Raw genomic sequence first — 14,262 nt, 5'->3', positions numbered from 1 at the left:
TCAGGCCACCGGCACCGGCTCGCCGCGCTGCCGGGCGACGTGCTCGACCAGCGAGATCAGCACCTCCTTGCCGGACTGCCGGTCCCGGGCGTCGCAGAACACCAGCGGCACCCCCGGGTCCAGGTCCAGGGCCTGCCGTACGGAGTCCAGGCTGAACCGGCGGCCGTCGTCGAAGCAGTTCACCCCGACCACGAACGGGATGTTCCGCTGCTCGAAGTAGTCGATCGAGGGGAAGCAGTCGGCCAGCCGGCGGGTGTCGGCGAGCACCACCGCGCCGAGGGCCCCGAAGGCCAACTCGTCCCAGAGGAACCAGAACCGGTCCTGCCCGGGCGTGCCGAACAGGTAGACCTGGAGGTCCTCGTTGATGGTGATCCGGCCGAAGTCCATCGCCACCGTGGTGGTCGACTTGCCCTCCACGCCGGAGATGTCGTCGACGCCGATCCCGGCCCCGGTCAGGACCTCCTCGGTCTGCAACGGCCGGACCTCGCTCAACGCGCTCACCAGCGTCGTCTTGCCGGCGCCGAAGCCGCCGGCGATGAGGATCTTCAGGGCCAGCGGGATCCGCACCCTTGTTCCGTCACGGTCATAGCGCACGGAGTCCATTGACCACCGCCTTGAGGATGTTGTCGTCGGGTAGGAACGCGGTGCCGGCCGGCGCGTGCACGGAGACCAGGCCGCGGGCGAGCAGGTCGCCGACCAGCACCCGGACCACGACGACCGCGAGGTCCAGCTCGGCGGCGAGCTCGGCGACCGGCACCGGCCGGCGGGCCAGCTCGACCAGTCGCCGGTGCTCCGGGTGCAGTCGCGAGTGGGTGGCGGCATCGACGGCCCGGGCGGTGAGCACGAAGGCCACCAGGTCGAGACCGGCCGGCGGCCGGACCCGGCCACCGGTCAGGGTGTACGGGCGGACCACTGGACCGGCGTCGGCGTCCAGCCACTCGTGCTGCGGCCCGGGAGACTCAGCCCGCATCGGCGGCACCCGACCCGGTCCGGGCCGGCGCGGTGAGGTTCTCGCCCACCCGGATCACCAACATCGCCATCTCGTACGCCACCAGGCCGATGTCCGCGTCGGCCTCGGCGACCACCGCCAGACACGCGCCCTGGCCGGCGGCGGTGACGAAGAGATATGCCGCCTCCATCTCCACCACGGTCTGCCGGACTCCCCCGGCGTCGAGGTGCCGGCTGGTGCCCTTGGCCAGGCTGGAGAAGCCGGAGGCCAGGGCGCAGAGGTGTTCGGCGTCGCTGCGGTCGGAGTCGGCCGAGGCGCCGAGCAGCAGCCCGTCCGCCGACAGCACCACCGCCTGGCGGCTGGCCGGCACCCGTTCCACCAGGTCGTCGAGCAACCAGTCGAGATCGACGTTCGGCTTCGTCGTGTGCACCACTAGGCATCCCTCTCAGTTGCGGTCGGGGGTTGCGGAAGCGCCGCCGGGGTGTCCGGATTCGGTGACGCGTCGACGGCGGAGGTGGCGTTGGTGGAGGAGACGGGCGGCACGGGACTCCCGGCGGCGGCGCCGTCCCGGCGGCCCCGGGCGGTGCCGGCCTGGAGGGCGGACATCAGCCGGCGGGCCTCCTCCGGGGCGCGTGGGGCCGGCGCGTCCAGGGCGGCCGGCCGGGGGCGGGCGACGGGGCCGCGCTGGCGCACCCGGCGGGGCAGGCCGTCGCCCTCGCCGGACGGGTCGACCGGCACTGCGCGGCTGGGAACCAGCGGCACCACGGCGGTCTGCGAGTCCGCCCGCTCCCGGTTGATCCGGGCCGGACGCGTCCGGGGCAGGGTCTTGAGCCGGGTCACCTTGGCCATCCGCCGGTCGTCGACCGAGCCGTCCGGCGCGGCGGGCGGCGGATCGGGCGGCGGCTCGGTGGTCACCAGGTCCGGCGGGATCAGCACCACGGCGGTGACCCCGCCCTGGGCGGCCCGGCGGAGCCGTACCCGGATCCCGTGCCGGGTGGCGAGCCGCGCCACCACGAACAACCCGAGCCGGGCGCTGTCCGCCGGATCGAACTCCGGTGACGTCGCCAGCCGCCGGTTGGCCTCCTCCATCGCCGGGACGGACATGCCCAGCCCCTGGTCGGTGATCTCCAGCGCGTACCCGTTGGGCAGGCTCTGCCCGCGCACCGACACGTGGGTGCCCGGCGGGGAGTACGCGGTGGCGTTCTCCACCAGCTCGGCGAGCAGGTGGGTGACGTCGCCGACCGCGCGGCCCACCGTGGCGGCGGGCTGCATGTCGATGATGTCGACCCGGTCGTACGACTCGACCTCGGAGATGGCCCCCCGGACCAGGTCGACCATCGCGACCGGGTTGCGCCAGCCCCGGCCGGGCGCGGCACCGGCCAGGATGACCAGGTCCTCGGCGTGCCGGCGGAGCCGGGTGGCCAGGTGGTCCACCCGGAACAGCTCGGCCAGCTCGTCCGGGTCCTCGACGCGGCGCTCCATCCGGTCCAGCAGGGCGAGCTGCCGGTGCACCAGGCCCTGGCTGCGCCGGGCGATGTTGAGGAAGACCTCGTTGAGCCCTCGGCGCAGGCTGACCTCGTCGACGGCGGCGCGCACGGCCGTGCGGCCCACCTCGTTGAAGGCGTGGCCGACCTGGCCGATCTCGTCGCGACCGTAGTCCAGAGCGGGCGACTCCCGGGCCACGTCCACGTCCTCGCCGCGGCGCAGCCGGGCCACCACGTCCGGCAGCCGGTGTTCGGCCATCTCCAGCGCGGCGGTGTGCACCCCGGAGAGCCGCTGCGCCAGCGACCGCCCCACCCGCAGGGACACCAGCACCGACACCACCACGGCGGCGAGCCCGAGCACGCCGGCCGCCCCGAGGCGGGCGAGGATGCCGACCGCCACCGGAATCGTCCGCTCGGCCAGTCCGTCGGCCTGGGTCAGCTCGAAGTCGCGCAGGCTCTGCTGGACGGCGTCCTGGCTGGTCTGCCAGGCCCGGAGGTCCACGGCGGGCGCCCGGACGGGGTCGGCCCGGACCAGGGCGTCCTGGAGGGCCCGCAGCCGGGCGAAGGCGTCGCTCTCGGCCAGCCGCTGGTAGGCGGCCCGGTCGTCGGCCGGCAGGTCGGCCACCGCGGACTCGATCAGGAAGCGCTGGTTGCCGATGGTCTGCACGAGCTGGGCGTGCTCGCCCTCGGCGAAGCGCCCGCTGACCAGCACCCCGGCGAGCAGCGCGTCGGCCTGCCCGAGCAGCTCCCGGGAACGGCCGAGTGCGGTCAGTGCCAGGGCCTGCCGGTTCAGGTCGTCGTCGGGGAGCGTGGCCAGCGCCGAGAACGCCTGGAACGCCGCGCCCACCATGCCGCTGTAGAGCCCGATCGCGCCGGCCCTGTCGACCTCCCGGCGGTCGATGAAGCCCCGGCCGGTGGGCAGCCCGTCCAGCGCGCCGAGCAGGCGGTCGACGCGGGCGTCGAGCAGGTCGTCGGCGGCGTCGCGCAGGCGTTCCCCGGAGACCCGGCCGCGCAGTTCGGCGACCGCGACGTCGGTGCGCCGCCGCTGTTCGGCCAGCGCCGGCAGCGCGGCGTCACCGGCGAGCTGCACCACGCTGAGCCGGCGCTCCCGTTGCAGCTCGGCGACGACCGTCTCGCCCGGCCGGCCGAGGTCGGACAGGAGGGTGCTGGCGGAGAGCAGGTCCCGGGCCGGAGCGAAGGTGAGGGTGGTCGCGAAGATCCAGAGCACCACCAGCGCGCTCACCGGCGCGATGACCAGCGCCGTCAGCTTCGAGCGAATCGGCCAGTCGCGGGTGTTCATCAGACCTCGCCCGGAAGGTGTGGCAGCGGGTGGCGCCGACGCCGACACGGGCTTCGCCCGCTGCGGCGCCGAGGCACCGGCACGGCGCCTTGGGCAGGATACGTAATCGCCGGCCATTGCGGTACCGGCTCTATGCCCCGCGCGCTCACCCCGGCACGCTCCGCTGTGGACGGCGAATGCGCGAGCGCCCCGCCCGGGAACGGGCGGGGCGCTCGGTCCGGTGCCTGCGCAGCAGGTGGGGTCGTGCGGTTGTCGGTGTCCACCCGGCCGGTTCGACCAGGGGCGCCTGCAAGGTCCGACCGGCGCGGGTCAGGCGTCGGCGGAGATGCCCAGACCCTCGGCGATCCGCCGGCCGTAGTTCTCGTCGCACTGGCTGAAGTGCCACACCATCTTCTCCTGGATGTGCTTGTCGCACTGGGCCAGCAGGTTGGTGAGGTTGAGGACCAGGTCGTCGCGCTCCCAGTCGGCCATCTCACGGTAGCGGCGGCCGGCCTGGGAGTAGTTGTTCTGCCGCTCGATCGGGGCCCGCATGATCTGGCCCGAGACGAACGGGCGGTACTCCCGGTAGGACTCGTCGGCCTCGCTGAGGCCCGCCACCGAGGACGGCTCGAAGTTGATGTGCGGGTTGCCGCCCCGGTTGTCCACCCCGTACGACATCTGGCCACCACCCTGGTTGGTGCTGACCTGAACGTCCTCGCGCGGCCGGTTGACCGGCAGCTGGAGGTAGTTCGGGCCGACCCGGTAGCGCTGGGTGTCCGAGTAGGAGAACGTCCGGCCGATCAGCATCTTGTCGTCGGAGAAGTCGATCCCGTCGACCAGCACGCCGGTGCCGAAGGCGATCTGCTCGTTCTCGTTGTGGTGGTCGGTGATGTTGCGGTTGAGCGTCATCATGCCGACCGGGAGGTACGGGAAGTCCTCCTCCGGCCAGATCTTGGTGTCGTCCAGCGGGTCGAAGTCGAGCTCGGGGTGCTCGTCGTCGCTCATGACCTGGACGTTGAGCTCCCACTGCGGGTACTCGCCGCGCTCGATGGCCTCGTAGAGGTCCTTCGAGGCGTGGCCCAGCTCGCCGGCCTGGATCTCGGCGGCCTGCGCCTCGGTCAGGTTGTGCTCGCCCTGCTGGGTCATCCAGTGGAACTTGACCAGCACGCCGTCGCCCTCGGCGTTGACGAAGCGGTACGTGTTGACCCCGGAGCCGCGCATGGTCCGGTAGTTCTTCGGGATGCCGTACGGCGAGAAGAGCCAGGTCAGCATGTGCATCGACTCGGGCGTGTTCGACATGAAGTCGAAGATCCGGTTCGGCTCCTGGCGGAAGGTCACCGGGTCCGGCTTCAGCGAGTGGATCACATCGGGGAACTTGATCGCGTCCCGGATGAAGAAGACCTGGAGGTTGTTGCCCACCATGTCCCAGTTGCCGTCCTCGGTGCGGAACTTCACCGCGAAGCCGCGCGGGTCGCGGGCCGCCTCGGAGGAGTCCCGGCCGCCGATGACCGTGGAGAACCGGATGGTGAGCGGGGTCTTCTTGCCCCTGGTCTGGAACAGCTTGGCCCGGGTGTACGTCGACGCCGGCTCGTCGCCGATCGTCCCGTACGCCTCGAACTCGCCGTGCGCGACGAAGCCGCGGGCGTGCACCACCCGCTCCGGGATGCGCTCCCGGTCGAAGTGGCTGATCTTCTCCAGGAAGTGGTAGTTCTCCAGCGTCGCCGGGCCGCGCGAGCCGACCGTCCGCTGCTGCTGGTTGTTGTGCACGGGGTGGCCCTGGCGGGTGGTCAGGATCGGCCTGCTGGCCTGCGGGTCGCTCATCGCTCTCCTCCGGATAGGTGTCGCTGCTGGCAGTCGGGGCAGCGCCCCCAGTACGTGACCTCGGCGAACTCCACCGCGAAGGTGGCCGCCGTCGAGGGGTCGAGGCAGGGCCCCGGTGCGGGGCTCCGGTCGGTGTCGTTGATCACGCCGCACTCCCGGCAGATCAGGTGGTCGTGGTCGGTCCCGCGCACCTCGTACCGGGCGGGACCACCGGCCGGGACGAAGCGGCGCAGCAGGCCCGCCCCGGTCAGGGCGTGCAGGACGTCGTAGACCGCCTGACCGGAGAGCCGCCCGAGGCGGCTGCGGGCGAGGCGGGTGATCGTGTCGACGTCCAGGTGGGGCCGACCGCGCACCGTCGCGAGCACCGCGAGGCGGGGCTGCGTGACGCGCAGCCCGGCCGCCCGGAGGCGTTCGGCGTCTGACTCGACCGGCATCACCCCACCCTGGCGCGCTTTCTGGAACCAGTCAAGTTTTCGCCGGGATCGGTCCTGTGGGCCGGGTCATCCCGCCGTCCGGAAACCGGACGGCGACGCGCAGCGCGCCCGGAACCGCCCGTGTCGCGCCCCGCTACCCGTGATCACCCAGGAAATTCCCCCGGATCGGGATTGGCGATCAGTGGCCAGCGGGAATACCAGAGGGACGAAGGAGGATCCATGTCGCCCACGCAGGTAATCGTCATAGTTCTTGTCGTGCTGGTGGTCGTCGCGGCGCTGGCCGTCGTGCTCCGGCAGGCCGCCCGCCGCCGCGCGCTGCGGTCCCGGTTCGGGCCCGAGTACGACCGGGTGGTCGCGGAGCAGGACAACCGGTCGGCCGCCGAGCGGGAGCTGCGGGACCGGGAACGCCGGCACGCCGAGCTGACCCTCACCCCACTCACGCCCGAGTCCCGGGCCCGGTACGCCGCCGCGTGGGAGGAACTCCAGGTCCGCTTCGTCGACTCCCCCGCCGAGACGGTGAGCGACGCCGACGAGCTGGTCGGCCGGCTCGTCGCCGAGCGCGGCTACCCGACCGGCGAGTTCGACGACCAGGCCGCCCACCTGTCGGTCGAGCACGCCCGGACGCTGTCGCACTACCGGGACGCGCACGAGATCCGGCTGCGCAACGAGCGCGGCGAGGCAGGCACCGAGGAGTTGCGGCAGGCCGTCGTCCACTACCGGGCGCTCTTCGCCGACCTGCTCGGCAAGGACCCGGTGGGCAGCCACACGCCGGAGCAGCACCAGCCGGTACACGTGCCCGGGCACCAGCCGGACGCCACGCCCGAGCAGCGGGCCGATGTCACGCCCGCCGACCGTCCGCACGACGTCACGAGCCGTTGAGGAGAGCCACGATGCGCCAGGAGCAGCAGACCAGCAGCGACCACCCGGAGGCCGTCCGGTCCGCGCCGGTGCCGGTCCCGCCCCCGGGTGACCGGCCCACCGAGGCCGGCCACCACCGGGACCGCGACGCCGACGGCCGAGTCGACCTGCCCGAGGACGTACTCGACGACCGGGGCACCTTCGACGACCCGGCCGTGGCCGGGGAACGGAACGGCGAGCACGGGACGGACCGGCAGGGCGAACGCAATCGGGCGGCCGACGACCTGGACGACACCCGCCCGTACGACGTGCGGGACGCCGACTCCGACCGGGCACCCGAGTTCCACGAGCCGGCCCCCCTGCCCACGGCGTTCGGGGCGACCACGGTGGGCGACGCGGTGGCGGCCTCGGCCATGGCCAGCGGCCGTCCGGAAGACGAGCGCGACCCACGCGGCGAGGACACCGCCCAGCCGGGCGACGGCGCCCCCGGACGCACCGACGCGTTCGACGCCGAGCGCGCCGACCCGACCGCCGGGGACCGGCTGCACGACCGGGACCGCTGGAAGGCGGCCGGGACGGCCGACGGGCCCGACGACGCGCGGCACCCGGGCGACGCCGAGGCCGACCGGGTCGACGAGCGCCACGGGGCGGACCGCAGCCGCGAGGACGCGGTGGTCGCCGGCGCTGCCGGGTACGGCCGGCCCGAGCCGGGCATGATCGACCCGGACGCCACCGCCCCGGACGCAGCTCTCGGCGCGGCCACGGCCCGGCCGAACACCGGCGCGGTGCACGAGGACGCCACCGCCCTCTTCGAGCCGGACGCCGCTCAGGCCTTCCGGGACCGCTGGCGCGACGTCCAGCTCCGCTTCGTCGACGACCCGAAGGCCGCCGCCGGACAGGCCCAGTCGCTGGTGGAGGAGGCCATCCAGGCGCTCGCCGCCGCGCTCGCCGAGCAGAAGAACAAGCTGGGCGACTGGCAGCAGACCGGCGACGACACCGAGCAGCTACGGGTCGCGGTACGCCGCTACCGGGACTTCCTGGACCGCGTGCTCGGCCGCTGACCGCACTCCCGACGCCACCTCGCCGCACGCCCCGGCCACGACGGCCGGGGCGTGCGGCGCGTCCGGGGAACCGCCCGTCCAGCTCTCGATCACCTGTTTGCGCCGGGTCGCGGACTTCTGGAAGGGCCACAGGTGGCCTGCCCGAAGGGGTCCGCTGATCCAACCCGCTGGCCAGCCGGTGCTACGACCGACTGGCCTCGAAAAAGGATGAACGCGAGACTATCCGCCGCATTCCCAAATCTTGCTTGCCGCCATTGTTATCTCGACAACCCGCTGGCGGGTAAGTGCCACATTCCATCCGTCGCAGAAGTAGTCCACTTCCCCGCCCGAGAATTCAATGTACCCGGACCACCCGCCGGCATGAAGAAGGTACCCCTGAGAGTTGAGGGAATAGGTGTTGCTGCAGTTTCTCGTCCAGGTTGCCACAGTATTACTGCCGCTGGGCGAGTAGTACGAGTACACAAGCTCGGCCCCAGCCCCCTGGCACCCTTGAGTCCCGATGGTCCCCGCTACCGCCGGCGATGGCGTCAGCACCAACGCAGCGGCCAACCCAGCGACAGACATGACACTTGCCATCTTCTTTCGAATTCTCAACTTGTCCCCTAACGGATAGGAATTCGGGTCATCGGCTGCCCGACAACAACATACAATCTGGATCTATCCACGAACGCAACAGACTGTCGATAGCACGACATGACATTGACATACACCCATCTAACGGGCTAAAGTCCGACCCGGAAGAGCTGCCCCAACTCGTCGCGTACGTCGGGAATTCGCCTGGCCCTACGAGGCGACACGGGTGGTCTGCGTCCCGAACGGTGATGCTCGGAGTCGCCACGAGCTCACGGGATTCACACCCCCGTTCCCCGGATGAGGAAGGGACCGATGATCAGCGTCACCACGCTCCAGTCAGACGACCGTCCGGTGTGGGAGCAGCTGTTTTGCGACTACCACACCTTCTATGGACGCACGTGGCCCGCGGAACGGTATGACCATTCCTGGCAGGAGTTCCGGCGTGGTGACCGAGTGCACGCACTTGGGGCGCGGCTGGACGGTCGCCTGGTCGGCATTGCCCACTTCTTGGTCCACGCCAGCACGACGTCGCCCGACGTGTGTTATCTGCAGGACCTGTTCACGGCTGTCGACGTGCGTGGCAAGGGAGTTGCCCGGGCGCTGATCGGAGCCACCCAGGCGTGGGCTCGCCAGCAGGGTTGTGATCGGCTGTACTGGAATACAAAGCAGGACAACCACACGGCCCGGCGGCTGTACGACCAGGTCGCCGAGAACCGCGGTTTCATCCAGTACGTGGTTGCCTTTTAACTTCGTGCATCTGAGCTCTTTCGACGGCTGGCCTTGCTGAGGATCTGGTCGGTGGTATTGGTCCCTCGACCACGTTCATCCAGATGCGCCGGTCGGAGTGGAATGCATGGTCACGGACGGGGATGACGGCCCCTCCCCCACCCGTCGGGCCCCCGGTCCGCGCCGTCGGCATGTCCGGGGCGCTGCGGGGTACGCCGGGGGGATCAGGCAACACCTGGGGACAGGAGGGCAGCAGGATGACGAAGCGCGACCGGAACGCCGGGCGACCGCTGGAGGAGAGCCCCGAGGTGGCCGCGGCGGTGGACGACGAGAGCACAGTGCGGCAGTTGGCGACCGGTGGCGGGGCCGACCGGGACACTCCGTCCTTCGGCGGGCCGGGGGACGTCCCGGAGGGCGCCGGCTCGACCGAGGACCTGCTCGGCGACCCGCACGGCGCGGGTACGGGGGCCGGCGGGGACAACATCCGCACCGGCGCGGAGCAGGAGTGGGAGCCGGAGGACCTGGTGCGCGCCCGGGGCCAGGACCTGACGCCGAAGAACATCGAGCGGGCCCGCCGCGACCTGGCCGAGCAGGGCCGGGCGGCGGTGGAGAAGACCGTGCCCTGAGCCTGCGTGACCAGTTGACGGCTGGCTGGCACTGAGTTGCCGTGATCGTCTGCTGTGTACCGGCACCCGCTCCGGCGTGTCGTGCCGGTCAGGCGCAGGCGATCACGGGGCCGGTACCGGCGGGGGCCCCTGGCCCGACCGGTGAACGGTCGGACCAGGGGCCGGGGAACCTGCCGCTGAGAGTGCCTCACTCCTCGCCAGCGGCGGGCAGGCGTGCCTGGTGAAGCGTCAGAGCGCCGGGTAGGCGTTCTGCATGAGCTGGGCGAACTGCGCCGAGAACCAGGCGCCCGAGATCGGGGCGTCCGGCAGGGCACCGCTCATGCTGTTGCCGTTGCGGGCGTTGCCGGTGTAGGTCGGGTCGCACATCCGGTCGAAGCCCTTGCCCTCGTTGTTCGGGATCTCCTTGCTGGAGCCGTCCGACTCGCCCGGGGGCTTCACCCAGACGTAGGCGTCGATGCCGGACTCCGGAGCGGCCTTGGGACGCTCGCCGAGGCCCGCGCCGGACTGGTTGCACCAGTTGCCGGCGTGGATCCGCCGGTCGACCCGGCCACCGTTGACGTAGGTGTCGACGCTGGTCAGTGCGCCCGGGCCCGTCGGCCGGGCGGTGCCGCCCCAGCCGTTGCGGGAGGTGTCGATCAGCATGCCGATGTTGCTGTTGAAGCCGACCGAGACCAGCTTGGTACGGAACGCCTGGGCGAACGAGAGCTCGTCGGTGTAGAAGTTCCAGTCGATCCACTTCGACTGCCGGACGGACGTGCCGTTCACGTTGTCGGTGATCTTGACGTACGGCTCACGAAGCGCCGAGTAGTTGGCCGTGTTGACGATGAAGCCGTGCACGTTGTTCACGGTGCTGCCCGAGGCGACGGCGGCGGCCTTGAGCTGGTCGGCGGTCGGGCCGAAGTTGCTGTCCCAGCCGATCCAGCCGTGGTGCGCGGCGTCGATGTAGTTGTAGACGTTGCCCAGCGCGCCCAGCTTCGCCAGGGCGTACCCGACGCCGTTGACGTAGGCGCCGTTGGCCTTGACGGTGTCGCACATCACGGTGCCGCCCGGGTTGCCGGAGGTGTTGGTCACCAGGTTCGGCAGCGAGTCGATCTCGATGATGTTGATGATCCGCAGGCTGGCGTACTTCGCGTCGCCCTGGATCGCGGCGATCGGGTCGATGTACTCGGCCTTGTACCGGGGCAGGTCGTTCGGGCCCAGCTCACCGTTGGAGGCGAGCGCGGCACAGTCCCGGCCCGGCAGGTTGTAGACCACGAACTGGATGTACTTGGCACCCTGCTTCAGCGCCTCGTCCAGGTGGGCACGGACGCCCATCGCACCGTTGGAGCTGCTGTCCGGCGTGCCGTTGATGGCGGCGATCCGGTCGATCCACACGGCGGTCGGGTTGTTGGACACCCGGTTGCCGCCGGCCACCGACTCGGCCTTGGCCTTCCACTCGGGGTTCACGTACCCCTTGGCGTTCAGGTAGGGGTTGTCCACCTTCTCCCCCGGCGGGGGCGTCGTCGGCGGAGGCGTGGTCGGCGGAGGCGTGGTGGGGGGCGGCGTGGTCGGGGGCGGCGTGGTGGGGGGAGTGCTGCCGTTGCAGACCACGCCGTTCAGGGTGAACGAGGTGGGCTTCGGGTTGCTGCCGCTCCACGCGCCGTTGAAGCCGATGCTCACGCTGCCGCCACTGGCGATCGAGCCGTTGTACGACTCGTTCGCGGCGGTCACGTTCTGCCCGGCCTGGCTCCACTTGGCCGACCAGCCCTGCTGCACCCGCTGGCTGCTGTTCGGGAAGGTGAACCCGAGGTTCCAGGAGCTGACCGCGTCACCCAGGTTCTTGATGGTGACGTTGGCGGTGAATCCGCCGGCCCAGTCGTTGGTGGTGTAGTCGATGCTGCACTGGGTCGCGGCCTGGGCCGCGGTGACCGGGAGGGTCACCAGGCCGGCGGCGACCAGGACACCCGCACCGGACAGTGCGAGCGCCCGGCGGTGGCCGGACAGTCTCTTCCTCATACTCATGGCACAGATCTCCTTGGCGTGACCGGACTCGCGGCCCGGCGGAACGGCGCCCGACGTCCTGCGCGGACGATCGGCGGCGCCACGGGGGGATTTCGGGGTGCCCGACCCGGACGGGCGATTTTTATCGGTGGTGGTGCGCGACCGGCGCGGAAAGCGGCCGGGCGGGCGGCGGACGGCGTCCGGTGGGACCGGTGCCCTCGACGTCTGCCTTGTGCGGTGTGGCTCCCCGTACCGCGTGAGGGAAATTCTTGCATGGGAGCGCTTCCATGGCAATGGTTCGATGCTTGTTCGACGGACCCAACAGGACGTCCGGAGCAGTGCGGCGTGATGACACCGCTGGAGACAGCCCGGGGCGAGACACCCCCGTCCCCCGAAAGGGTGCGCCCCGCGCAGCCGGGCAGCAACCCTTCCCCGGGTCGGCAACGCCCGAGGAGTGCCGACGAAGTGCGCTTGTCGGACCTTCCACCCGAAGATCAGGAAACTGCAAAAGATGAATCTTTCCTCTTATAGCTCGCGAACCGGTCTAACGTCTTGAGTAGCTCGGCTGACGTCGGGCTCAGGACGAACAGGGATGGAGTGACGCAGGTCATGGCAAACAAGATGCTCGGGAAGGTCGTTGCGGGTGCCGCCCTCGGGGGGGCCTCCCTGCTGGTGTTCACGCCAGGGATCGCGTTCGCGGATGGCCACGACGGCGAGTCCCGCGACGGCAAGGTCTACGTCAAGCCGCACGTCGTCAAGGCGGGCGACAAGGTCGAGCTCCTGGAAATCTGCTCGGAGCCGCAGCGGAATGCCTTCGTCTGGTCCAAGGTCACCGGCAAGGTCAAGCTGCACGCGGCCGACGACGACCGCGGCCAGCACGGCAAGGACGGGGGCAAGCCGGGCGAGGACCACGGCAAGGACGACGGCAGGGACAACGGGGAGCACGGCAAGCCGGGCGACGAGCAGGGCAAGGACGACGGCAAGCCGGGCGAGGACCACGGCAAGGACAACGGCAAGGACAACGGGGAGCACGGCAAGCCGGGCGACGAGCAGGGCAAGGACAACGGCAAGCCGGGCGAGGACCACGGCAAGGACAACGGCAAGCCCGGCGGGGAGTCGGGTGGCAAGGGCGGCGGCACCGCCGACCCGTACGGCGAGCAGGACTGGGGCGGCTACGAGCAGGGCCAGAAGGCCGAGAAGGACCACGGCAAGGAGTCCGGGAAGGGCCGGTCCGACGAGGGCTCCGGCTGGGGCCGGGACGAGGAGTCGGGCCACGGCAAGGACTCCGGCTACGGCAAGGACTCGGGGCGCGGCAACGACTCCGAGTACGGCAAGGACTCGGGCCGCGGCAACGACTCCGAGTACGGCAAGGACTCCGGCCGCGGCGAGGACGAGCGGTCCTGGGAGCACAAGAAGGACTTCGTCTACTTCGGCGAGGCCGAGGTTTCCGAGGACGCCGAGCCGGGCCGCCACAAGCTGCACGGCTCCTGCGGCGAGGGGGAGCTGGTCGTGCTCCCGCGCGGCCACGTCGACGGCGGTGACGGCGGCGCGACCACCGGCACCGACCGTGGGATGGCCACCACCGGGGCGGGCATGCTGGGCGCCGCGGCGCTCGGCGGCATCGTGCTGATGCGGCGGCGTCGGGTCAATGGGTCCCTCGTCTGACGTGACGGCGACACCGGCCGGCGGCCGCCACGGGAGACCGTGGCGTGCCGTCGGCGCGGCCGTCGTCGTCACGCTCGCGATGGTCGGTGCCGGCCTGGTGGGCGCCTCGATGCGCAGCACGCCCGAGTCCGCACCCCGGCCACCTCAGCCGCTGTCCCAGGCCCAGGCCGGCGCGGACGGCCACGCCACCGCCGGCCCCGGCGGGAACGGCGTCGACCAGGAGCCCACCGATCCCGACACCGGGCCGGCCGGCGAGGGGCAGCCGGCGGCCGGGCTGGGCCGGGCCACGCCGACCACCATCGCCATCCCCCGGATCGGGGTCGACGCCCCGATCATGACGCTGGGCACCAACCCCGACGGCACCGTCCAGGTCCCGTCGCTGGAGCAGGCCCTGAGCGCGGGCTGGTACTCCCCGGGGCCGAGCCCCGGCGAGATCGGCAACGCGGTGGTCGTCGGGCACGTCGACTCGGCGAAGGTCGGCGGTCCCGCCGTCTTCTTCTCACTCGGCGCGCTCCAGCCGGGCGACGCCATCACGGTGTCGCGGGACGACGGCAGTCAGGCCGCCTTCACCGTCGACGAGGTGAAGTCGTACCCGAAGAAGGCCTTTCCCACCGAGCTGGTGTACGGCCCGAACGACCGGGCCGGCCTGCGGGTCGTCACCTGTGGCGGGCAGTTCGACAAGAACGCGGGCAGCTACCTCGACAACGTCGTCGTCTTCGCGACGATGACCGGCTGAGAAGTGGGGGACGGGCGGCCCCGGGACGCGCCACGGCCGGTCGGGGACACCGACCGGCCGCGACGCGCCC

Annotated in this window: 13 protein-coding genes; 6 read left to right on the top strand and 7 right to left on the bottom strand. The window is 71.5% G+C overall.

The features are described 5' to 3' along the window. From ACFYZF_RS04355 to ACFYZF_RS04330, 6 genes are all read right to left on the bottom strand, one after another. Entirely contained in the window at window positions 1-603 is a 603-nt protein-coding gene (locus ACFYZF_RS04355; RefSeq protein ID WP_387015848.1) for an ATP/GTP-binding protein, read from the bottom strand. Next, window positions 584-970: a DUF742 domain-containing protein gene (locus ACFYZF_RS04350; protein ID WP_387015845.1), complete on the bottom strand. Its 387-nt coding sequence runs from the start codon at window positions 968-970 to the stop codon at window positions 584-586. Before ACFYZF_RS04350 ends, ACFYZF_RS04355 begins: the two co-directional genes overlap by 20 nt. Then, complete coding sequence (locus ACFYZF_RS04345) at window positions 960-1,382, bottom strand: roadblock/LC7 domain-containing protein (protein WP_387015842.1); 423 nt, start codon at window positions 1,380-1,382, stop codon at window positions 960-962. The genes ACFYZF_RS04350 and ACFYZF_RS04345 overlap by 11 nt, the downstream gene beginning before the upstream one ends. Next, window positions 1,382-3,733, bottom strand: coding sequence for a nitrate- and nitrite sensing domain-containing protein (locus ACFYZF_RS04340; protein ID WP_387015839.1), 2,352 nt, complete (start codon window positions 3,731-3,733; stop codon window positions 1,382-1,384). Before ACFYZF_RS04340 ends, ACFYZF_RS04345 begins: the two co-directional genes overlap by 1 nt. 309 nt (window positions 3,734-4,042) lie before the next feature. Next, the gene (locus ACFYZF_RS04335; protein WP_387015836.1) at window positions 4,043-5,533 is read right to left on the bottom strand and encodes a catalase; all 1,491 of its coding nucleotides are present in this window, start codon (window positions 5,531-5,533) and stop codon (window positions 4,043-4,045) included. Then, complete coding sequence (locus tag ACFYZF_RS04330; protein WP_387015833.1) at window positions 5,530-5,967, bottom strand: Fur family transcriptional regulator; 438 nt, start codon at window positions 5,965-5,967, stop codon at window positions 5,530-5,532. Before ACFYZF_RS04330 ends, ACFYZF_RS04335 begins: the two co-directional genes overlap by 4 nt. 219 nt (window positions 5,968-6,186) lie before the next feature. Here ACFYZF_RS04330 and ACFYZF_RS04325 point away from each other — a divergent pair, with 219 nt between their 5' ends. From ACFYZF_RS04325 to ACFYZF_RS04310, 4 genes are all read left to right on the top strand, one after another. After that, window positions 6,187-6,846: a hypothetical protein gene (locus ACFYZF_RS04325; protein ID WP_387015830.1), complete on the top strand. Its 660-nt coding sequence runs from the start codon at window positions 6,187-6,189 to the stop codon at window positions 6,844-6,846. An 11-nt stretch (window positions 6,847-6,857) separates the two neighbouring features. Continuing rightward, window positions 6,858-7,886, top strand: a complete 1,029-nt coding sequence (locus ACFYZF_RS04320) for a hypothetical protein (protein WP_387015828.1) — start codon at window positions 6,858-6,860, stop codon at window positions 7,884-7,886. A gap of 885 nt (window positions 7,887-8,771) precedes the next feature. After that, window positions 8,772-9,206 (top strand): GNAT family N-acetyltransferase, encoded by a 435-nt coding sequence (locus tag ACFYZF_RS04315; RefSeq protein ID WP_387015826.1) that lies wholly within the window; start codon window positions 8,772-8,774, stop codon window positions 9,204-9,206. A 236-nt stretch (window positions 9,207-9,442) separates the two neighbouring features. Then, entirely contained in the window at window positions 9,443-9,811 is a 369-nt protein-coding gene (locus ACFYZF_RS04310) for a hypothetical protein (protein ID WP_387015823.1), read from the top strand. Window positions 9,812-10,039: 228 nt separating this feature from the next. Here the strand turns inward: ACFYZF_RS04310 and ACFYZF_RS04305 are convergent, their stop codons facing one another. Next, window positions 10,040-11,812 carry a glycoside hydrolase family 6 protein gene (locus ACFYZF_RS04305; RefSeq protein WP_387015821.1) on the bottom strand — a complete coding sequence of 591 codons (1,773 nt, stop codon included), beginning with the start codon at window positions 11,810-11,812 and terminating at the stop codon, window positions 10,040-10,042. Window positions 11,813-12,400: 588 nt separating this feature from the next. Between ACFYZF_RS04305 and ACFYZF_RS04300 the strand changes: the two genes are divergently transcribed. Both ACFYZF_RS04300 and ACFYZF_RS04295 read left to right on the top strand, forming a co-directional pair. Further along, the gene (locus ACFYZF_RS04300) at window positions 12,401-13,456 is read left to right on the top strand and encodes a hypothetical protein (protein ID WP_387015818.1); all 1,056 of its coding nucleotides are present in this window, start codon (window positions 12,401-12,403) and stop codon (window positions 13,454-13,456) included. A gap of 1 nt (window position 13,457) precedes the next feature. Next, window positions 13,458-14,192 (top strand): class F sortase, encoded by a 735-nt coding sequence (locus ACFYZF_RS04295; RefSeq protein ID WP_387015816.1) that lies wholly within the window; start codon window positions 13,458-13,460, stop codon window positions 14,190-14,192. Window positions 14,193-14,262: the final 70 nt, after the last annotated feature.

Origin of the sequence: Micromonospora sp. NPDC001898 (assembly GCF_042891255.1) — a bacterium.
In the GTDB taxonomy this organism is placed as follows: domain Bacteria; phylum Actinomycetota; class Actinomycetes; order Mycobacteriales; family Micromonosporaceae; genus Micromonospora.
The sequence above is the reverse complement of the archived record's forward strand: the minus strand, read 5'-3'. Positions and strand labels throughout refer to the sequence as shown.